This window comes from Occallatibacter gabretensis (genome assembly GCF_001449115.1).
GTDB classification, from domain to species: Bacteria; Acidobacteriota; Terriglobia; order Terriglobales; family Acidobacteriaceae; genus Telmatobacter; species Telmatobacter gabretensis.
In genome coordinates, this window is the sequence record NZ_LAIJ01000009.1 from 1539325 (window position 1) to 1560640 (window position 21316).

The window sequence follows — 21316 nt, forward strand, 5'->3', positions numbered from 1 at the left end:
ATGTCACTCAATACGCAGGCTGCGCTGGGGCCGGTGCGTCAGCCGGAGCGAAGCCAGGTTTCACATTTGATCCGTCATTTCCTTGAGCGGTTCTTCAATCATGAAACGGCATCTGCGGATGGAGATGCGAAGACGCGCATGGTGTTGATTGCCTTCGCGGCTGGTCTGCCAGGTTTCGTTGTGGCGCTCTATCTATGGCCGGTATACCATCCGCTGATCCTCCGCTCAACGCATCCAAGTGGTGTGCTGCCTCCCCGCCCTCCATACTGGGTGCAGGTCAATCACCATTTTTTCTATGTGACCTACTCTCTTGTTGTGATGGGATTGGCTGTTGTTTACGAGTGGGACATGTTCTTCCCTGATCTGCTGGATGTGCTAGTGCTGGGAGCACTGCCGATCTCTCGCACCAGGGTCTTTCTTGCGCGTGTTGGAGCGATCGCCGTTCTCGTTTCGGCCTTTCTCTTTGATGCAAACTTTCTTGCACCCATGACGCTTGTTGCTGCCACCGATCCTCCGAATATGCCGCGGTTTCTTGTGGGACACTGCGTCTCTGTTGTGATGGCCGGACTGTTTTCGGCAGCCGCGATTCTGGCGTTTGAGGGCCTGTTGATCACAATTCTCGGCGACCGGCTATTCCAGAAAATTTCTCTCGCCGTGCAGGGAGCCGCAGTCACTGTGCTGGTGATGGTCTTGCTGCTGTTTCCAGTGCTTGCCGGAGTTACGCCTGCTCTGCTGCAATCGCACAGCGCGATTGTGCTGTGGCTGCCGCCTTACTGGTTTCTCGGCGTCGATCAGTGGTTCCTTGAAGGCACGGCCGCATTGCCTATGTATGGGACGCTGGCAAAGATGGCGTGCGTAGGAACGCTGATGGCAACTGGAGTCGCGGCTGTAACCTATCCGATTGCGTACTTTCGGCGTGAGCGTCAGCTTGTGGAGGGTTCAACGGCGCGTTCGCGGGCGAGAAGCGGAATTGCTCCGCTCCGCTGGCTGCTGCATAGAACGGCGGTGCGATCTCCGGCGCGCCGTGCCGTGTATTACTTCATTCAGCAGACGCTGCAACGCGTTCCGCGATACAGAATTTATCTGGTGCTGTATGGAGGCGTGGGCTTGTCGATTCTGGTCGCAACCGTACTGCGCCTCACGGTGCACAAAGGAATGCTTCACGCTGAAATTTCGGCAGACGGGGTTAGGGCTTCCATTGGCATGGTGGCCTTCTGGGTGGTTGCCGGTTTGCGCACTGCCTTTGGCTCTCCGGGGAATCGGCAGGGAAGCTGGGTATGGCGTTTTGTGCATGGCAGCCCTCCACAGCTTGAACTGACACTGGAGAAGCTACTGGCTGCAAGAGTGTGGGTGATGCTATGCGGCACTGCGCTGACGATAAGTACGATTGCGGTCTTCCACATAATTGCGCCGGTGGAGCTGCTTGGGTTCCAATCCACGGTCGCGCAGTTGATAGTTGCAATCGGAATGTGTCTTTTACTCACGGATGCTGGCTTTCTGCATGTTGTTTCGGCGCCGTTCACGGGAGCAGCGCCTCAGACGGAAGAGAATCTTGCATTTACTTTGCTGCGCTTTTTCACCTTCTTTCCATTGACGATCTGGCTGTCAGAGGCTTCTGAGCAATGGATTGAGGCTAACTGGCTGCATGCCGGGGCTGCCGTGACGGTGATTGTGGTGGCACATCTGTGGCTGCGGTGGAAATACATGGATATTGTGCGGATTCATTGTGGCCTGATCGAACTTGAAGAAGGAGAAGATGATTTTCCGATGAAGCTTGGGCTGCGTTATTGATCGAAAGATTTGGCGCAATACCGCGTATGCTGTCAGAAGTTCTCCATGGGAGCGCGGAGGTATGGCTGCGGTGAAATCGATAAAGTCATGGATGCGTTGGTCTTGTTTTCTCTTTCTGCTGCAAATTGGTTTTGCGCAGGAGGTCAGCTTTCATATCACTCCGCTGCGCCCAGTGGAGGAGCTGCGTGCGGAGGCGCTCAAGGATCAGCCGCCTCACGAAGAGGGAAGCTTTCGTAAGCCCGACCTGGTGGAGCTTGTAAAACTTGACCCGACCATCAAGCTGGATATTCGCTACGCAACGACCAACAATTTTCTTGGTACGCCGGTGTACACGCAGGCGCGGGCCTTCCTGCAGCGTCCGGCGGCAGAGGCGCTGGTGCGCGCGCATCGCGAGCTAAAGAGCCGTGGATACGGCCTGATTATTCACGATGGCTATCGGCCGTGGTATGTGACGAAGATTTTCTGGGACGCTACTCCGGACGATAAGAAGATCTTTGTCGCTGATCCGGCTAAGGGATCGGTACATAACCGCGGATGCGCCGTCGATCTGTCTCTATATGACCTGGCCACTGGCAAGGAAGTAAAAATGCCGAGCGGATATGACGAGATGACAGAGCGCGCGTATGCGGACTATGCGGGCGGCACGGAGGGCGAGCGAGCTCTGCGTGAGCTTCTGCGGCAGGCGATGGAAGCCCAGGGGTTCGCTGTCATTCCCAAAGAGTGGTGGCATTTTGATTACAAGGATTGGAAGCAGTATCCGATCCTGAATGTGCGATTCGAGGATCTGGGGTTATAGACGTTCAATAGTAATCCGCGCAACTGAGGTAATAACCGCAACAGGTGCAGACGAGCTTGCAGCGGTGGCTGGTGAGTCGGTGGCTGCAGGTGGGACATATCTGGCAATGGTGATCAATCGGGGCTTCCACGACGCCGGATTCGAGCTCGCAAGCTGCGGTCGATTGTGAAAAATCGTCGATTATGCCGGATTTCAGGATGCCGGGCGCGTGGGGCAGCATGGGGAAGAGGTTAGCATGGAGTAGAGGGCAGACAGGCGGAGAGTATTCCGCGCGTGCCCGAACCATTAACCCCGGCTACTCTGCTGCGCTGTGACGCATCAGGGACGAAAGTCGGCGGCAACAACCACATGAACCCCCCAAGGAGGAAGCATAATGGCAAGCAAAGCTAGCGCGGTTTGGACAGGTTCCCTGAAGGAAGGCAAAGGCACGATTTCGACAGCAACAGGCGTCCTGAAGGACGCCAATTACTCGTTCGCCACACGGTTTGAGGGCGCTGACTCGGGCACCACGCCGGAAGAGCTGATTGCCGCGGCGCACGCGAGCTGCTTCTCGATGGCACTGGGCGCGCAGCTTGGCGGCTCAGGGCTCACGCCGGAGTCGATTGAGACCGAAGCGGCAGTAACGCTGGCCAAAGTGGATGGCGGCTTTGCGATCACCAAGATTGCGCTGACGACGAAAGCGAAGGTTCCCGGCGCAACCAAGGAAGTTTTTGACACAGCGGCGGCGAATGCCAAGGCTGGCTGCCCGATCTCGAAGCTGTTTGCGAACAACACCGAGCTCACGCTGGACGCGACGCTGGTGTAGTTTCGCAACGGGTACTGTTTTTGCAAGAGGCCGATTCCGTGAGGAGTCGGCCTTTTTGTGTTGCGGTAAACTTGTGCGCATATGAAGACCTATAAGTTCAAGGCGAAGATCGGCGGTGAATCGGGCGACAGTTGCTCTGTCTACTTTCCCCACGACGCAGAGAAGGAATTCGGCACACGCGGCCGGGTTCCGGTGAAGGCCACCTTTGACGGCGTGCCTTATAGCGGATCGTTGATGAAATATGGCTCCGTACAGCACCTCATTCCGGTCATCGAAGCCATTCGCGCGCAGATCGACAAGAACATCGGCGATACGATTGACGTGACGATTACCAGGGATGAGACTGAGCGGACGATCGAGACGCCTGAGGATTTTACGAAGCTGCTGAAGAAGGAAAAGCTGCAGGCGATCTTTGAAACGCTGAGTTACTCGCATCGCAAAGAGTATGTGCGATGGATTACGGAAGCGAAGAAGGAAGAGACGCGGCAACGGCGGCTGATAAAGGCTGTGGAGATGCTTCGGGATGGGGTAAAGACGCCCGGCTGAAGGGCCCGGCTAAATTGACATACCGGGCGCAATCTGCGAAACTCGAAATTACTGCCGGTCGGCTTCGTGCCTGACTTGTGTCCCGTGCCGAAGTGGCGGAATTGGCAGACGCGCGTGGTTCAGGTCCACGTACTCGCAAGGGTGTGGGGGTTCGAGTCCCTTCTTCGGCACCAATCTGCTTCACCAATCACTTACAAATCATTGAGTAACACAGTTGCCTCAGAGACATTCTTTGGCCGATTGTCTCAGAAGCTCGTAGAGAAGATGGCTGCGTCGGGGATGCTCTATCAGTCAAATGCATAGAGCTGTTGCCCGTGAGATTTAGGCAGATGACTGCATATCTTTCGTCCCAGGCGTGCACAACTTTTCTCAGCACGTGGGTTTTTACAGAGCGAGGATCATCCATGAAACGTAACTTCTTGATTGCCTTGGTATTCGTGTGCTCCGCAATACTCTCCGGCTGCCACTTCGACGGAAAACTCTATCCCATACAGGGGCCGCTGGCCGCTCAGCAGCCGCCTCCGGCTTTCCCCATTCAATTTACCGCCGGATTCAGCAAGTCGGGAGGAATCTCCGCTACCCTGGTCAACGGCGAAACACTCAAAGGAAGGTGGATGGAAACTGCCGATGCTCCCGCAAATGGAACCACGAATCCAGGCAACGGGAATACCCCGGCGAACCTGTCCGCAGCGTGGGATGCAGTTTTTGGCAGCGGATACTACACCGCTCATGTGCTCGGACGACGGGATGTGATTCGCGGGACATTGACAGGAGAACATGGAACCACGCTTACGATTGAGGCGTTCCAGGCCGCGCAGAACCCGGCCCCGGGCACTGCGGCCTCCGCTGTGAGAGGCGTTGCAGCGGACAGCAACGGCAACGTGTACAAGCTCACATTTTGAGTGCTGGCTGAGTCGAGGTTGCGGGGTGAGGATCAGACCGAAAACCCAAGCGTGGCCTATGTCATCGGCGAATAATCTTAAGTTGTATGGACTTTTAAAGCGGATTTCGATGAAGCTGTAACCACACTCCTATGCTGAACCAGATGTCCGATCTTCTATTAGACAATGACGACCTTTCTCATCTGCAAAGCCTCTCTGCGAATCGTCCGCACAGAGTTAATAGTTTTGTTATCCATGCGCAGGAGACACTTGCTGAAGGCGGTAAGGTGATTCTCTTTCACACTGAAGACGGACAAAAAATCAAAGACGAAACTGTGAGCACCACAGCAGAGTTGGACGACTTCATCGGGAAACACTTCCCCGCCTACCTGGAAGAAACCAACGCAATCGTAGACGCCATACGTCGCGAGTCTGAAGGCCGTACCAGCTGAGGCTGTCGCGCCACAACATTAAACGGTCTTATCTATGTATTCGCTGGACGCGCCACGTCCGAGGAAAGCCGTTAAGCAAATATTTAGGTGTGAAGGATCATGTGCTACATCCTTCGTCCAGCTATCCGCGATACGCATAGGTTCTCCCCGCAACATCATCGTTGCCCCGTTGTCAGGGCCTTCGAGGTTGTGTTTGGTCTTGACATCCCAGGCCAGTTGCAGTTCCTCTAAAGCGGCCAAGGATTTCATCAATAGACTGACGTGCTCGCCGTCAGTCGAAACCAGCAATTCTGCATGTATAAAAATGACGCTCTAAGACTGGCATCGCTTATACCGAATGCCGTGGACCCGGCTAAGAGCCGATCACTGTGAATGTTTGACATGGTAGCGATCGCCTTTGAATCTCCCTCAATGCAAAGCCCCGGCCAAGCGCCGTTTTTTTTATGCTTTCTTTCTTGCTGCCATTTCTGCCATTGTGCCTCACCTTCGTTCCCATAGCAGCGCAATTTTCAGTACCAGCCAGCTCCAAAGCCTCAGAAGAAAGTTGAAAAATCTGTCCCCTGTTGACCGCAGCATCGTATCCGTCGCCGTTGGCCGCATGGGGTCTAACTCGTGCTCTGCCTGGGGACGATCCACCTCGTGCTGTACTTTCCAGTCCACGATCCCTCGCTATGGCCATCGCCAAACGTGACAGCTTTGCTAATGCCTGTGACGCGGGTGAGTTTAAGGGGGGTACTGGACAAAGTTTACAGAGTATCTTGTAAGGATTTTGTTTTGAATCAGCGGACTTGCCCCATCAAGGTGATCGGCTCAAGAACCCCGGAGCGGACCGGTCCGATCGGGCAGCTGTCAGGCTACTCAGTGGAAAATAGCGGCTCGGCGGCGGTCTCCTGCTCCATGCGGTCCACAACACCGCCAATGGTGCGGGCCATGCGGAAGAGAGCTTGCTCGCGCTCGCTGAAAGGCTCCTTGCACTCAGCTTGCAACGCATCCAGCAGTGGAACAAGTTGTGGAACGGGGTCATGGTGTACCTCCGCCGCGGCTGGTGAGGTGGTGCCTTTCGACCCGGAGCCGGCCTGGCTTTCAAGATGTTCTGCCATGTGGCGAAAGATCTGGCCGCAGGTGAGACGAAACTGGTTCTCAATGCCGTAAAAGGGGCGGTTGCGCTGCGCCGGATTGGCAAACACGCGAAACTGAAGCAGCGGGGATTGCAGCAGGTAAAAGGTTCGCTCCGCGGCCTGCCAGCGGCGGATGCGATCACGCGCCGCCATGTGCCCGGCGCGTTCCGGTCCGGTCTCAAAGGGCACCGCGTCAGATTGCGCATTGACCTCACCAAAACCACTGTTGATGCGGTCGCGTACATAGCGGACGCGCACGATGGTATTCGCGTCTGTCTCTACCACGGTCATCTCGGCCAGTTCGGCAAGGAGGCGCGTGTTGCGGATAAATTGGTTGACCATCTCATCCATGGCAGGACGGCGATAGAAGCGCTCAAAGACGAGCCACATCATGAAGGTGCCAAGCAGCACGCCAAGAACACGATCGCGCGCGCCAGTGAGCGATATGTTGGACGGGTCGCTGAGGATGATGAGGTAAAAGGCGAGCGCAACCTGCAGACCGGCGTACGAGAGGCGGGAGCTTGCAGTTGTAATCCATGCAGCCACTGCGGAGACAGCGGCGCAGAGCAGCGCGAATCCGCCAATGTTATCAATAAAGGGCAGAACGAAGATCTGCGCGCCCATGCCGAAGACGAATCCTCCGAGGACTGCGCCTGTGAGGCGAAGCACCTGTCGCTGACGTGAGGAACCGATGTTCGTAAGGCCGGTGAGCACGCAGGTGGTGACTGAGGTAGCGAGCGCCGGCCAGTTAAGTCCCATGTAGAAGACGTAGCAGAGCATGGCGGCAAGCGTGCCGGCGAGCGCATAGCGAACATACTCGGGATTTGTGAAGGCGTCGCGAACAAGGATGCGCGACTCCTCCTTTGGAGTATCCAGGATTTCAAAGCGCGGATCGAGCGATGTATCGTTGGACAAAACCGAGGGAAGCAGCGACATGATGATTTCCAGCTCGCTGAGCAGCGGCGTGGATGTAGATTCCGACTCCGGCTCCCATTGTGCCGGCTGATGCTGCGGCTGATTGGGCATGGCCAGACCATGGCGAATCTCCGCAATGCGAAGGGCGAGGTGGCCCATGCGTTCGCGCTCGTCAGGCGTGCAATTCGGCATAGAGGCAGCTATGGCAGCGGCGAAGTCGATGGAGCGGCCAGTGAGCGAGAGAAGGGTGCTCATCCGCATGCGATGGATGGGCTCGTCTGCAGTGCGGGCGATGTGGCGGCGTAGAGCGCCTGCGCCTACCACGGCATAGCGCGCGAGTTCCCGGTTGACGGCGGCCGGAACCGGCTCATCTGCAGCATAGGCCAACATCAATTCTTCGATGTGCTTGAGGCGGTTATCGACGCCGGTGATGACCTCATCATGCTTGTTGAAAGCATAGTAGACGAGTTCCACGGCCAGCGTGACCAAAGCTCCAACGCAGGCCGCGGCCACCTGCCAGAGAGTGTTCTCGACATTGCGTTCGGCCGGGCCGGGGAGATACCAGATGGTAAGAATGTTGGTGACAACCAGGCAGAGCGTGGACGCGACAGCGAAGTTCGTCAGAATGCGGAGCAGATAAAAGCAGAGAAAGATGCTGATCCCCTGCCAGAGAAAGTGCATGATTGGCACAGATGCGAAGAGGCGGCCGCCGATTGGCACGAAGAGCGCAACAAGTGCGAATGCGAGGACGCGAAGACCAGCAGAGTACGTGGTGGAAACAATGTCTTCACGAGAGAGAATCATCGCCAGTAGCACGGCGATGGACCCACCGGGAATGCGGAAGACGACAACGAGCACAGCAGTGATGGTGGACGCAATGACCATGCGCGCCACGATGGCTCCGCGGCCCGGATAGGGCGCGAGTTCTTTGCGCAGAAAGTCTGGAAACCAGGCAGAGACGCGCTCGTCGTGAGGAAGTGCGTGCGAGGCCGCGCGAGTGGTGTTACCAGTTGGACTCATAAACGCGCTCAGTGGTGCGGTACGGCATGCGGGATTACGGACGTGTCGCCACGAAGGATGACAATGGCCGATTCGCCAAGGCGAAAGAGTTCCGGCGGCGGATTATCGATGCGCACCCGAACAGGAAAGCGCGATGCAAGGTGGACCCAGTTGAGCGTGCGCTGCACATCGGGCAGGCCGGGCTGCGTGAGTTTGCCCACGAGCTCCGCATCCGGCGTGACGCCAAACCCGACGCTGTCCACCGTGCCTTCAAAGCGAACATTGGGTCGCGACATGATGTAAACATCCGCCTTCATGCCGGGTTGAATGTGGCCAAGCTGCGTTTCTCGGAAGTTGGCAACAGCCCACCATATCCGCGTGTCAATGAGCGTGAAGATATGCTGGCCTGCGCTTGCGTAGGCGCCTTGCGAGAGCGTGAGGTTGGTTACACGGGCGTCAAATGGCGCAATGAGGCGGCTATTTTCGAGGTTGTATTGCGCTATATCGATTGCTGCCTGGCGTCCCCCAAGCTGTTCACTGTATGGCGCAAGCGTGGTGACCGAGTGCGTGGCCTGCTGCACTCCGTGCGTGCTGCCAATCACATTTGCCTGCCCCTGAAGATACAGTGCGTTCGCACCTTCGAGGCTTGCTTGCGCGAGTGCAAGCTGCGCGCGGGCCTGTTCAACAGCCTGCGCGCGGGCAACAGAAGTGGTACGCGCCTGATCCACCTGGTCCACAGTGACGAACTGCTTGGCGAGCAGCGGCTCAAGACGGTGGAGATTGTTGTCCGCATAGGCCTGCTCGGTGATGGCCCGGTCGAGCGCAGCTTTTGCATTACCCACTTCCGCATTGGCTTGTGCAATGGCAGCGTTTGCGTGATGCAAAGCCGCTTCTGCGCTTGCGGCGCCGGCTTTGGCAACGTCGACTGCGGAGCTTTTGGAAGCAATGATGCGACGCTCATCGTCGATCTGGCCTTGCAGTGTGGCCTTGTCGGATTTTGCATGAGCAAGCGCGTAAGCATAAGGACGCGAGTCGATTTCAAGCAGAGGATCGCCGGCCTTGACCAGCTGATTGTCGGCTACATAGAGATGCGTGATGGGGCCGCTGACCACGGGAGCCATGCCGATGTAATTGGCGAAGATTTCGGCGTCGTCCGTCCGCGGGTTGTCATTGATCTGGCGCAGCACCAGCAGGCCTGTGATGGCGGTGACAAGCAGAATACCCCCGCTGACGATGTAGCGCAGTACGCCGTGTTCGTTTTGTGTCTCTTCATTCGCCATAGGTCATGCTCGCTAACTGAAAAATATAAGCCAGAGAAGAAATGAAAAGAAGGCGGCCAGGCAAGGGTAGATCAGCACAGGCCAGGCGATGAGCTTTTCAAGCTTGTAACGTGTTAAAAGCCAGTTGACCAGCGCGGCCAGGCAGATGCCTACGATGAGGCACAGCAGCCATGAAGGGAAAAACGAGCCGAGAATATTGAACGTGGGCGCATGCGAGCAGCCGGTCAGAAAAAGAACGGGCGGCAGTGCAAGCAGCAGCGCCGAAATTTTGCGTGCGTGCTTCATGGGGTTCCTTTGCCGGGCGGAAGCTGGATCAGGTCGCCGGTGCGGAAGGCGAGCGTGGCCGATTGCAGCAAAAGCTGCGTGCGGGCGAAGACGTCTTCCGAGCGCGCCTGCGCAAGGGTCTTTTGCGCAGTGATGACATCAATGATGTTGCGGACGCCGTAACTATAAGACTCGCGCGTAGCATCGTATGCCTCGCTCGATGAAGCCAGCAGCGCAGCGGCGGCCTGTTGCTGGCGCAGAGCAGTCTGCATGTTGGTGTATGCGGCCCACACCTCATTCGAAACCTGGTCGCGCAGCGAGTCAATGCCGGCTTCGGCAGCTTTCTTTTCGGCCTTTGCGCGGGCCATCTCGCGCTCCCGCCGCAGGCCGTCAAAAAGCGTCCAGCGCAGCTCCAGGCCTGCGGTCCATATTTCGCCCTGCGCATAGGTGCGCGGGAACTGGTCAAGCTCGCCGTATGCGCGGGCCATGCCACCATCTCCAGTCAGGTTCAGAGATGGAATATATGCGGAACGCGCCCCCTTGATGGATGCCGATGCAGCCCGCAGGCGCGTGACCTGCGTGAGCAGCTCCGGGCGTTGTGAAAAGGCGCGTTCGATCTCCTTGTCCACCGAGTCTGCCATTGCGGCAGGCTGCTGCACCTTGTCGATTTCCACCACGGCGAACTCTGTCTCGGGTGGCAGGCCCATGGTTGTGGCCAGCTCACCGCGCGCAATAGCTTCTGCTCCAATGGAGGCCTGTAAATCGTATTCGGCCTGCGCGCGGGCGGCTGTGGACTCCAGCAGATCAGGCCTGGTAGCCAGCCCGTTATCCAGCCGGCTGTGAGCCTGATCTTCCACTGCCTGCGCGTTCTTCAGGCTCGCCTCTTCGGCCTCGCGTTGTCCCCGCGCGTTCAACAGATGGTAGTAGGCTGAAGAAACCGCGTAGATGAGCTTGCGATGTGTGTCGTTAAAACTCACATCGGCGGCCAGCAGATTGGCTTTGGCAGTGTCGATCGTTGCGCCGCGCTCGCCGCCGTCAAAGACGAGCCATGTGACGTGCAGCTCGGGAATAAAAAGACCCTCGGTCTGGCGGTCAAAGTGAGAAGAAAGCAGCGCAGCCTGGCGAAGAGAGGACGCAAGGACCACCGCGGTCAGAGTGGGAAAAAGCTGGCTGCGGGCAATGCCAAGAGCATCGGCCTTAGCGCGTGCGGCCTGCCAAGCCTCGCGGGTCTCCGGATTATGCCGCTGGGCCAGATCGATCAGTTCCGCTAGTGAGTAGGCGTGCGTCGCGTCAATCTCGTATTTCTGCTCGGGGTGCGCTGTCAGATCGCGGCTCAGGCCGTGCTCGGCAGGCGCGTGCCACACCTTATCCGGCACCGGAGGCGCAGACTGGGCCGCCGCGGAAGCGCTGGATACGAATACGAGCAGGATTAGGGCCGAGGGGAATTTCGCCATAGCGTTAAAACCGGAGAATACGTTACGGCAGGGTCAGTTGCAAGACATGTGTGATGTGCAGGCAATTAGGTTTTCAGCGAAGATGTGCATTATGCAATGTCGAGCGCTGCCCTACTGGTCTCCGGCAGGAACAGGCCAAAGAACGCAGCCAGCGCGAAGGCCACAGCGGAGACCGTGAAGGCTGCGGCAAGCCCGTGCCGTTCTGCCAGCACACCGATCGTGAAAGGCGCTAGCGCGCTTAGTCCGCGGGCCAGGTTGTAGGAGATGCCAAGCGCGGTAGCGCGTATCGAAGTGGGAAATATCTCCGAAGCAATAATGCCTGAGCCTGTAAAGAAGCCAGTGCCGAAGAACGCAGAGACGCAGGCGGACAGGAAGATGGCCACAGGCTGGCGCGCAGAGGCAAAGAGCGCCACAGAAGCCGCTGCAGCTGAAAGATAGACTACAAAACTGAGGCGTCGTCCAAAGCGATCCGCAATCACGCCGAAGAGCAGATAGCCGGGCAACATTCCCACCAGATTCAGCGCCACGAGAAAGCCGGTAAGATTCATTAGGCTGAAGCCGCGGCCTCCATGCGCGCCATCGAGCACAAGATAGGCGGGAATCCACGTAAACAGCCCCCACCATGCAAACATGCCGCAGGTATTGGCTGCGGTGAGGATTGCGAGAGGCTTCCAGTAAGCACGCAGAGACGAGCGCGGAGTAGTGGCCGAGCGCGCCTGTAGAAAGACCTCCGGCTCCGGAACCTCGCGGCGAATCCAGAGAACGGCAATCGCCGGTAGAATGCCCACAAAGAAGGCATAGCGCCAGCTGAAATGCACCAGAATCAGCCCCGCCACAAGCGCGGAGAGCGCATATCCCACGGCCCAACTGCTCTGCACAATGCCCAGTGCGCGCCCGCGCAGTGCAGTGGGCCATGTCTCGGCCACAAGCGTCGCGCCGGTGTTCCACTCGCCGCCCATGCCCAGGCCCAGCAGAAACCGGCACACTGCCAGCGCGGGGATCGTCGTGGAAAGCCCGCAGGCTGCGGTAAAGACGGAATACACAAGGATCGACAGCGAGAGCATTGGCCGGCGCCCAAAGCGGTCCGCAAGCAAGCCGAAGAGAATTCCTCCGATCGCTGACGCGACGAGGGTGAGCGCATTGAGCAGCCCGGCTGTCGACTTGCTCATGCCGAAGGCCGACATCAGGCTCGCCAGGATAATCGAGTAGAGCATTACGTCGAAGGCATCCAGCATCCAGCCGAGCCCAGCCGCGATGACGACGCGGCGCTGTGCCCGAGTGGCTGCGGACCAGCGAAAGGATTGTGAACTGACGCGCATAAGGCGAGATTTCACTCTCTCATTCGGGCGCTCGGCAGTCCAGCAGAAAAACACGCGCCGCGCCTGATATGTTGGCTTCTGATGAGCAAGCGAATTGTCATTGCCGTCGATACCGGTGGCACATTTACCGATTGCGTCTTTCGCGCAGGCGGGCGCATTCAAGTGGTAAAGGTGGCTTCGACGCCCGAAGACCCCGGTCGCGCGCTGCTGGAAGTAGTAGCGCAAATCGCCGTGCAGGCAGGCGCGGACGAAGTGGAAGTGCGCCACGGCACGACGGTCGGGACGAATGCGCTTCTCGAGCGCAAGGGCGCGCGCGTGGCCTTTGTAACCACCGCAGGCTTTGAGGACATCCTGGCTCTAGCGCGGCAGGCGCGTCCCAGTCTGTATGACTGGAATGTGCATCGCACCGAGCCGCTGACTCGCATCTGTTTCGGCGTAGCGGAGCGCATCGGTTCAGACGGCAAAGTGATACGTGCTCTCGATGAGGCTGCACTGATTGAGCTGCGTGAGCAGATTCGCACCAGTGGCGCGGAGTCCATTGCCGTATCGCTTCTGTTCGGCTTCGCAAATCCAGTGCATGAGCGCGCGGTGGGCACAGCGCTCACGCAGCTTGGTCTGCCAATCAGTTTGTCGCACAAAATTCTGCCGGAATTCCGCGAGTACGAGCGTGCTTCCACGGTTGTGATCAATGCATACGTCGCGCCAAAAATGGAACGCTACATCCGTGGCATGGAAGATAAGCTGGCCGGAAGACTCAGCATCATGCAGTCTTCCGGCGGCATCTTGTCGGCGCACGCCGCAGCAGAGGAACCGGTAAGGACGATTCTCTCCGGTCCCGCGGGCGGTGTGATCGGCGCGCTGAGCGTGGCCAGGCGTGCGGGCATTGCACAGGCATTGAGCTTCGACATGGGTGGTACCTCGACCGACGTGGCACTCCTGGAAACAGGGCGCGAGCCAGAGGCGACCATCGAAGGTGAAGTAGCAGGCCTGCCCGTCGGCGTGCCCATGTTGGACATTCACACCGCAGGCGCAGGCGGCGGATCGATCGCCCGCTTTGATTCAGGTGGCCTCTTGCGCGTGGGTCCGGAATCTTCTGGCGCTGTGCCGGGACCTGCTTGCTATGGACGAGGCGGAGAGCGAGCAACGGTAACAGATGCAAATCTGGTTCTAGGACGACTTGCGCCGGAAAATTTTCTCGGTGGTGGAATGCAACTGGATGCAGACCGCGCTCATGCTGCGCTTGATCGGCTGCTTTGCGAAACCGATGCGATGGAGTCTATTGAAGCGCTGGCCGAGGGCATCGTGCGCGTGGCAAATGCGGAAATGGAGGCGGCTCTGCGCCGCGTTTCGGTCGAGCGGGGACAAGATCCGCGTAGCTTCACGCTGATCGGCTTTGGTGGCGCCGGGCCGCTCCATGCCTGCGAATTAGCACTTGCATTGGGCATGAAGCAGGTTGTAATTCCTGCCGCGCCGGGTGCGCTGTCTGCGTTAGGAATTCTCGATGCAGATGTAAAGCGTGAGTTTGCGCGGACTGTGATGATGGAGGCGAAGGATACGCGCGTGGCGCGGATTTTTCGCGAACTCGAAGCAGAGGCAAAGGCAGCCTTCGCCACAGACGGGTTAAAGCCCGAGATGAAGCGATTTGCAGAGATGCGTTATCGCGGCCAGGGCTTTGAGCTGCGCGTGCCTTGGAGTGCCGACGCTGCGCGGAGTTTTCACGCGCTGCATGAAAAGCGCTACGGCTACAAGGATGCTTCGCGCGCGGTAGAGATCGTTACATTGCGCGTAATGGCGACTGCGCGAACCGCGCCTCCACGCATGCGTCCCGAAAAACTCAGGCCCGGCGACGCACGGCAGGCGCGACTCGCAGCGCATCGCATCTATGAAAGCGCCCGCTGGCGACGCGCATGGCTGATTGATCGCGAAAAGCTACGCGCCGGAGATCGCTTCGCCGGGCCTGCAGTGATCACGGAACTGTCTGCCACCACATTTGTGCCATCCGGCTGGACCGGCACGGTGGATGCGCACAGCAATCTGATCTTGAAGGCTGAAGTCTTGAGAACCGGAGGCAAGCGATGAAGCGCACACGCAAAAATACACCTGACCCTGCGGAGATAGCGGTCATCGCTGCGGCACTGCACTCTGTCGCTGTCGAGATGGGTTCCGCGCTGCGCCGTACCGCCTTCTCGCCCAATATCAAGGAGCGCCGCGATTATTCTTCGGCAGTCTTTGATGCGCGCGGCGAGCTGATTGCCATGGGCGATGACATGCCGGTGCATCTGGGGTCGATGCCAATGTCAGTGCGAGCGGCACTCGACGCCTTCGAGCTTCGACCAGGCGATGTAGCGCTGCTCAACGATCCGTATCGCGGCGGCACGCACCTGCCCGACCTGACGATGGTGGCGCCGGTCTTTATCGGCCGCGAGCGCAAGCCCGCGTTTTACGTGGCCAATCGCGCGCATCACGCGGATGTAGGCGGCATGTACCCAGGTTCCATGGGCCCATGTCGCGAGATCGCGCAGGAGGGGATTCGCATTCCGCCTGTGAAGCTGATGCACGCCGGCAAGATGGACGCGCAGGTGATGGCAATTCTATTGGCTAACGTGCGCACGCCCGCAGAGCGCGAAGGCGACCTGACTGCACAGATGGGTGCATGCCGCGTGGGCATCGAGCGTATGCGGGAGCTTGCCGCGCGCTTTGGCCCCACAGGCTCCAAAGACACCCGGCTCGATGCGGGTGTGCGCGCGCTTCTTGCAGGCTCGGAGAAGCAGATGCGCACCATGCTGGCCAGGCTCCCTGCCGGCGAATTTCGCGCCGAGGATTTTCTGGATGATGACGGCGTACATGCGGAGCCGATCGGCATTCGCGTAGCCGTGCGAATCGATCCGAAACGCGGCAAAGCCGAGGTCGATTTCACCGGCACGGACCCTCAGGCAGCAGGCAGTATTAACGCGGTCTATGCCATTACATGGTCAGCGGTCTTTTATGCCCTGCGATGCCTAATGGGCGCGCAGGGCCACGCAACAGCAGGCCTCATGCGGCCCGTTCGTGTCATCGCTCCTGAGGGAACCGTCGTCAACGCGCGGCCTCCCGCAGCTGTCGCGGGCGGGAATGTTGAAACGTCGCAACGGATCGTGGATGTAGTGCTGCGCGCGCTCGCGGCGGCATGCCCGGACCATGTTCCGGCAGCAAGCTACGGCACGATGAATAACCTGACCATCGGCGGCATCGATCCCAGAACAAATCTGCCCTTCACCTACTACGAAACCATCGCCGGCGGCCATGGCGGCTCGCCGCAAAGCACGGGAGCCAGCGGACATCATGCGCACATGACCAACTCGCTGAACACGCCGGTGGAAGCTCTTGAGTACGCCTATCCCTTTCGCGTCACGCGCTACTCGCTGCGGCGCGGATCAGGAGGCACCGGCAGTCATGCAGGCGGCGATGGAGTAGTACGCGAGATCGAATTACTTGGCGATGCGCAGGTCACGCTGCTGGCCGACCGGCGCACGATGCAGCCTTGGGGACTGAGTGGCGGTGAGTCCGGCGCAAGGGGAATCAGCCGGCTGCGAATCGAGTCGCCGGGCGGCGGCGGATGGGGCAAGCCACGCCAATAAGCCGCGCCTGCAGCGCAAAGCAAGTCGTGAAGCCGATCGTCCCCTTCGTTTATTTTTGGAACGGTGTGCTTACGCTTGCGCCTGCAACACGATTCGCCAGCGCATGAGCCACAACCGCGCGTGTCTCCGCAAGCTCCGCGTCCACCACCTGCAGCCGTGGCGGCCTCACTCTAGCGCTGCCCGCGCCCAACTCCTCCTGCACCTGCTTAATCAGCTGCACAAACTTCGGCACAGTATCCATGCGCAGCAGCGGCAGAAGCCAGCGGTAAAGTGCAAACGCCGCCTGTTTGTCGCCCTTCGCAGCCAGGTCAAAGACATCCACCGATTCACGCGGCAGCGCATTTACCACGCCTGCAACCCAGCCCAGAGCGCCTGCTTCGATGCCTTCCACAATCGCATCGTCCACGCCCATAAAAATCGCCAGCCGGTCGCCTGTGAGCGCACGAATCGCCGTCACACGCCGCACATCCGTCGAGGATTCCTTCACCGCAACAAGATTGGGAAACTCATCGGCCAGCTCAGCAATCTGTTCGGGAATAAAGTCCGTGCCGTAGGCCACCGGATTGTTGTACAGCATGCCTTGAAGCGGCGTGGCCTTCAGGATCGCAGCCACATGCGCCCGCATCTCGCGCCAGTCGCCCTTGTATACATAGGGCGGCAGAATCATCAGCCCCTGCGCGCCAACCCCCGCAGAAGCCTCTGCCATTTTCACTGCCTCTGCCGTCGAAAGCGCAGAGATGGCCGCCACTACGGGAATCGCAGGCGAAACCGCATCCACGACAGTCTTCACAATGGCGATCTTTTCATCAAAGGTCAGCGTTGCGGCTTCGCCAAGCGAGCCAAGACAGATGATGCCGGTGCAGCCATTCTCAATCAACCAGCGTGCGTGCCGCGCCACAAAGCCATGATCCACGCTGAGCTGCTCGTCAAATGCCGTCGTCATCGCCGGCATAACGCCCTTCCACTGCATAAGAAACCCTCTTTGCTTAGTTGTCGAATCGTGCAGGCAGATACGGCTCAATTGGAATTTCCAACTTGTGCCCCGTGAGCGCCGCTGCAATCAGCGCCGCCGTGCCGAGCGATGTCGTAATGCCCAGTCCCTCATGCCCGGTGGCGAGCCAAAGCGTCTCATCGTCCGGAACAGGGCCAATCAGTGGCAGCTTGTCCGGCGTAGCCGCGCGAAAGCCCACTCGGGTCGTCGCCATTTTCTTTGTGGCTAGTGCAGGTATGTACTGCGCCGCGCGCTTCAGCAGCGCCTCCACGATGCGCTTGTCTACGCCCGTATCCTCATTGTCATACTGACGTGAGGCGCCGATAAGGATCTGTCCGTTCGGTCTCGGCTGCACATTAAACACCACGGAATCGGACTCCGCGGCCTGCGTGCTCTTCAAATATCCAAGCTCGGCCACCTGGTGCCGCACAAGGTCCGGATATCTTTCCGTGAGGACCAGATGCCCTTTGCGCTTCCGGATCGGCAGGCCGGGATTAAGGTCTGTCGCCCATCCGCATGTGGCATTGACGAGTAGCGGCGCGGTCAGCCGCACGCCTTTATCAAGCACAGCTTCGCCTCTGCGGAGTGCGTTAATCTTGCAGCCCAAAAGCAGTTCAGCACCATGCGCCAGCGCCTGCGTCACCAGGTGCATCGCCACTGCTGGTGGATTGACAATCGCATCCTGCGGCACAAACATCCCGCCCGCAAGCCCGGCGCGAAGATTGGGCTCGTGCTCGGCCAGATTGCTGGGACTCAGCACAGTTGCAGGCACTCCGCGCTCGTTGTAGTAGGCGCTCTTCCGCTCCGCTTCTGCCAGCTCTTCATCATCGGCCGCCACCCAAACGGTGCCCAGAGGCTCATATTCCGCCTCCGCCGCAAGCGTCGGCGCAAGCTCCTGCCATAGACGTTGCGAGTAGCGCGTCAGGGCAAACTGCGCCTCGGAGTCGTCGAGAACCACAATGTGTCCCATACCCACGGAAGTGGTTTCGCTGCCGACTCCGCCGCGGTCCACAAGCGCCACGTGCATTCCCGCCCGTGCCAGACTTGCAGCGCACGCCGCTCCCACAATGCCAGCCCCCGCAACAATTGCGTCGAAATGATGGTTCATGCGCCAATCCCGTTCTGGAATGGATCTTCCGGGTCGAAAAGCAATGTAGCCTCTGCCGTTATATATGCGGAACCTGTAATGGAAGGATGCACCACATCGTTTTCCACACGCGCACGGCCTTCAAACACCGTGCCCAGGATCCCTTCCTGCCGCCACGCTTCACCTGGTGCAATCTTGCCATCGGCAATCAGGCACGCAAGTTTAGCGCTTGTTCCTGTTCCACACGGTGAGCGGTCGTACGCTTTTCCCGGGCAGAGTACGAAATTCCGGCTATGATTCTCCGTGTCCAGAGGTGGGGAAAATAATTCAATATGATCAATCTCTACATCATTCGCGCCTGTAATGCCTTGCGCCTTAAGCTGCGTGCGAATCTGCCACGTATACTCCGTTAGATGTTCTACATTCTCGAGCGCAAGCTCTTGCCCGTGATTTTGTGCGAGAAAAAACCAATTTCCTCCCCACGCCACATCGCCTGTCACTGCAATGCCGCCCGGCAGGCTCACGCGCGCGCCCATCTTATATCGATACGCAGGCACATTTTCCACCGTAACCGTATGTGCGTCTCTGAGATGTACCTGCACCACGCCCACTGGCGTCTGTAATCTATGCGTTCCCGCCGCAATGCGGCCAAGATATGCCAGCGTTACAGCCACGCCAATCGTCCCGTGGCCACACATGCCAAGATAGCCTGCATTGTTAAAGAACACAACTGCCGCCGCACAATCCGGCTCATCCGGTTCCAGCAGATAGGCGCCAACCAGCACGTCGGACCCCCGCGGCTCGCACAAAATCGCCCTCCGCAGATCGTCATGCTCGCGCTTCAGTCGCTCCACACGCTCGGCCAGGGTGCCTGCGCTCCTCCTAAAAACAGGCTCCGGCACTCCCGCCAGCACGCATCGCGTTGGCTCGCCCGCCGTGTGCGAGTCAATCACAGTCATCTTGCGAATGGATTTCTCGGTCTTCATAGCGGTTCGCTCAGGGATCGGTCAGTAAAGCACATATAGAATACAATCGGAACGCTCAAGCTCACTCAGCCATCGCTCCGCTAGTCTATTCAGTGCCGGCTTTTCACATAGGAGCAACCTGCAATGCGTCCCATCTCACGCCGCCATTTTATCGGGTCCTCGGCCGCGCTTGCGGCAGCCGCTGCCTTCACGCCTCGAAAGATTTTTGCGGCTTCGGACGCGGTCACGGAAACCATTCCCTGGAAGGCGCAGCCTTTTCCCATGTCGCAGGTGCGCCTGCTCTATGGCCCGTTTAAAGAGGCGCAGGAACGCAACCGCGTCTATCTTTTCATGCTGCCGAACGACCGCCTCTTGCATAACTTCCGTCTTACTGCCGGGCTTCCGTCCAATGCGCAATCCCTCGGCGGCTGGGAGCTGCCGAACAGCGAACTGCGGGGCCATCTTGCCGGCGGCCACTATCTTTCCGCCTGTGCACTGATGTTCGCCTCCACGTGGGATGAAGCACTGCGAGCCAAAGCGATCAATCTGGTGGAAGAGCTTGCCAAATGCCAGCAGCCCAACGGCTATCTCGGCGCATATCCTGAAAACTTTTACGATCGCCTCCGTCATTACAAGGAGGTCTGGGCGCCCTTCTATACCTACCACAAGATCCTCGCCGGCCACATTGACATGTATGTCCACTGCGGCAGCGACACTGCCCTCAAAACTGCCACGCGCATGGCCGACTGGGCCATCAACTGGATCGGACCGCTCTCCGACGAAGAACTTGCGCGCGTGCAGCTGGTCGAGCACGGCGGCATGAACGAAGCGCTCTTCAATCTCTACGCAATCACCGGCGAAAAGAAGTATCTCGACGGTGGCCTGCGTTTTGAACACAAGAAGTTCTTCGACCCGCTGGCCGCGCATCAGGACAATCTCGACGGCCTGCACTCCAACACCAACATTCCCAAGGTCATCGGCGCGGCGCGCGGTTATGAGCTCACCGGCAGTGAGCGCTATCACACCATTGCCGAGTATTTCTGGTCCACTGTCGTCGATCACCACACCTTCGCAGCCGGCGGCACCTCCAACGCCACCGAAGGCTGGAGTGCGCCCGACACCGCAGGCGCACATCTGGAAGCGGCTGGGCAGGAGTGCTGCTGCAGTTACAACATGCTCAAGCTCACGCGCCATCTCTTCGGCTGGAATCCTGAAGCGCGCCGCATGGATTACTACGAGCGTCTCCTGTGGAACGTCCGCATGGGCACGCAAAACCCCGAAGGAATGCTCATGTATTACGTGCCCACAGCCGCCGGCGCATGGAAGACTTTCGGCAGCCAGTTTGATTCCAACTGGTGCTGCACCGGCTCCGGCATCGAAGAGTACTCCAAGCTCATCGACACGCTCTACTTCCGCGATGCCGAAAGCATTTACGTGAATCACTTCGCTGCCTCTTACGTGGAGTGGCCGGAGAAGCATCTTCGCATCGAGCAACACACCTTCTTCCCCGAAGAAGAAAAAACGACTCTCGTACTTCACGCCACTCAGCCGACGGTATTCACCATGCGCTTGCGCAAGCCTGGCTGGGCAAACGATGCCCGCGTTACCGTCAACGGCCACGCCATCTCCTTCGCAACTGAAGCCGACGGTTACATCGCCCTCCAGCGCACGTGGCACGATGGCGATCGTGTTGAAATGACTTTGCCCATGAAACTGCGTGAGCTGTCTGTCCCCGGCAGCCCCGATCTTGCCGCAGTTGCTTACGGGCCGCTGACGCTCGCCGCAGCCATGGGACGCGATGGCCTGACGCGCTTGCTCATTGAAAACCACGAGGGCCCTGATATGAGCAAGCTGCCCGCACTCGCCATGCCGCGTATTCAGCGCAAGCCCGGCGAAATGTGGGTCGAGAAGGTCCCCGGAGCCGCGCTCGCCTTTGAAACGCGCGGACAGGCCGAATCGATTCGGCTCAAGCCGATGCATAAGGTACTAGACGAGCGTTACTCCACTTATTTCCAGATCGGCTGACAAGCTAAAAG

18 protein-coding genes and 1 tRNA gene are annotated in these 21316 nt (G+C 58.8%); 10 read left to right on the forward strand and 9 right to left on the reverse strand.

Features of this window, described 5'->3' with window-relative positions; all coding sequences use genetic code 11:
- The 7 genes from VO84_RS12670 (at window position 1) to VO84_RS12700 (ending at window position 5271) form a co-directional block, all read left to right on the forward strand.
- Window positions 1-1791: a hypothetical protein gene (locus VO84_RS12670; RefSeq protein ID WP_197414014.1), complete on the forward strand. Its 1791-nt coding sequence runs from the start codon at window positions 1-3 to the stop codon at window positions 1789-1791.
- 70 nt (window positions 1792-1861) lie between these two features.
- Window positions 1862-2587 (forward strand): M15 family metallopeptidase, encoded by a 726-nt coding sequence (locus tag VO84_RS12675; RefSeq protein ID WP_231737908.1) that lies wholly within the window; start codon window positions 1862-1864, stop codon window positions 2585-2587.
- Between the two features lie 373 nt (window positions 2588-2960).
- Window positions 2961-3392 (forward strand): OsmC family protein, encoded by a 432-nt coding sequence (locus VO84_RS12680; protein WP_058187984.1) that lies wholly within the window; start codon window positions 2961-2963, stop codon window positions 3390-3392.
- A gap of 81 nt (window positions 3393-3473) precedes the next feature.
- On the forward strand, window positions 3474-3938 hold the full coding sequence (locus VO84_RS12685) for a YdeI/OmpD-associated family protein (RefSeq protein WP_058187985.1): 465 nt from the start codon (window positions 3474-3476) through the stop codon (window positions 3936-3938).
- A gap of 86 nt (window positions 3939-4024) precedes the next feature.
- Window positions 4025-4111 (forward strand) — tRNA-Leu (locus VO84_RS12690).
- A 231-nt stretch (window positions 4112-4342) separates the two neighbouring features.
- Window positions 4343-4840 carry a hypothetical protein gene (locus tag VO84_RS12695; RefSeq protein ID WP_058187986.1) on the forward strand — a complete coding sequence of 166 codons (498 nt, stop codon included), beginning with the start codon at window positions 4343-4345 and terminating at the stop codon, window positions 4838-4840.
- 131 nt (window positions 4841-4971) lie between these two features.
- A complete protein-coding gene (locus tag VO84_RS12700; RefSeq protein WP_058187987.1) occupies window positions 4972-5271 on the forward strand; it encodes a hypothetical protein in 300 nt (99 codons plus the stop codon).
- Window positions 5272-5289: 18 nt separating this feature from the next.
- Here the strand turns inward: VO84_RS12700 and VO84_RS22855 are convergent, their stop codons facing one another.
- The 6 genes from VO84_RS22855 to VO84_RS12730 form a co-directional block, all read right to left on the reverse strand.
- Window positions 5290-5559, reverse strand: coding sequence for a hypothetical protein (locus VO84_RS22855; RefSeq protein WP_058187988.1), 270 nt, complete (start codon window positions 5557-5559; stop codon window positions 5290-5292).
- 566 nt (window positions 5560-6125) lie between these two features.
- Entirely contained in the window at window positions 6126-8324 is a 2199-nt protein-coding gene (locus tag VO84_RS12710; RefSeq protein WP_058187989.1) for an FUSC family protein, read from the reverse strand.
- An 8-nt stretch (window positions 8325-8332) separates the two neighbouring features.
- Complete coding sequence (locus VO84_RS12715) at window positions 8333-9583, reverse strand: efflux RND transporter periplasmic adaptor subunit (protein WP_058187990.1); 1251 nt, start codon at window positions 9581-9583, stop codon at window positions 8333-8335.
- Window positions 9584-9595: 12 nt separating this feature from the next.
- Entirely contained in the window at window positions 9596-9868 is a 273-nt protein-coding gene (locus tag VO84_RS12720) for a YtcA family lipoprotein (protein ID WP_058187991.1), read from the reverse strand.
- Complete coding sequence (locus VO84_RS12725) at window positions 9865-11301, reverse strand: TolC family protein (protein ID WP_058187992.1); 1437 nt, start codon at window positions 11299-11301, stop codon at window positions 9865-9867. The genes VO84_RS12720 and VO84_RS12725 overlap by 4 nt, the downstream gene beginning before the upstream one ends.
- 89 nt (window positions 11302-11390) lie before the next feature.
- Complete coding sequence (locus VO84_RS12730) at window positions 11391-12635, reverse strand: MFS transporter (RefSeq protein WP_231737909.1); 1245 nt, start codon at window positions 12633-12635, stop codon at window positions 11391-11393.
- Window positions 12636-12701: 66 nt separating this feature from the next.
- Here VO84_RS12730 and VO84_RS12735 point away from each other — a divergent pair, with 66 nt between their 5' ends.
- Window positions 12702-14699, forward strand: a complete 1998-nt coding sequence (locus tag VO84_RS12735) for a hydantoinase/oxoprolinase family protein (RefSeq protein WP_082661946.1) — start codon at window positions 12702-12704, stop codon at window positions 14697-14699.
- Entirely contained in the window at window positions 14696-16237 is a 1542-nt protein-coding gene (locus VO84_RS12740) for a hydantoinase B/oxoprolinase family protein (RefSeq protein WP_058187994.1), read from the forward strand. The genes VO84_RS12735 and VO84_RS12740 overlap by 4 nt, the downstream gene beginning before the upstream one ends.
- Before the next feature lie 49 nt (window positions 16238-16286).
- Here the strand turns inward: VO84_RS12740 and VO84_RS12745 are convergent, their stop codons facing one another.
- Genes VO84_RS12745 through VO84_RS12755 form a run of 3 tightly spaced genes read right to left on the reverse strand, consistent with a single transcriptional unit; the run spans window position 16287 to window position 19301 of the window.
- A complete protein-coding gene (locus VO84_RS12745; RefSeq protein WP_058187995.1) occupies window positions 16287-17207 on the reverse strand; it encodes a dihydrodipicolinate synthase family protein in 921 nt (306 codons plus the stop codon).
- Between the two features lie 16 nt (window positions 17208-17223).
- On the reverse strand, window positions 17224-18336 hold the full coding sequence (locus VO84_RS12750) for an NAD(P)/FAD-dependent oxidoreductase (RefSeq protein ID WP_058187996.1): 1113 nt from the start codon (window positions 18334-18336) through the stop codon (window positions 17224-17226).
- Window positions 18333-19301, reverse strand: coding sequence for a proline racemase family protein (locus tag VO84_RS12755; RefSeq protein ID WP_197414015.1), 969 nt, complete (start codon window positions 19299-19301; stop codon window positions 18333-18335). The genes VO84_RS12750 and VO84_RS12755 overlap by 4 nt, the downstream gene beginning before the upstream one ends.
- Before the next feature lie 123 nt (window positions 19302-19424).
- Here VO84_RS12755 and VO84_RS12760 point away from each other — a divergent pair, with 123 nt between their 5' ends.
- Window positions 19425-21305, forward strand: a complete 1881-nt coding sequence (locus VO84_RS12760; protein WP_058187997.1) for a glycoside hydrolase family 127 protein — start codon at window positions 19425-19427, stop codon at window positions 21303-21305.
- Window positions 21306-21316: the final 11 nt, after the last annotated feature.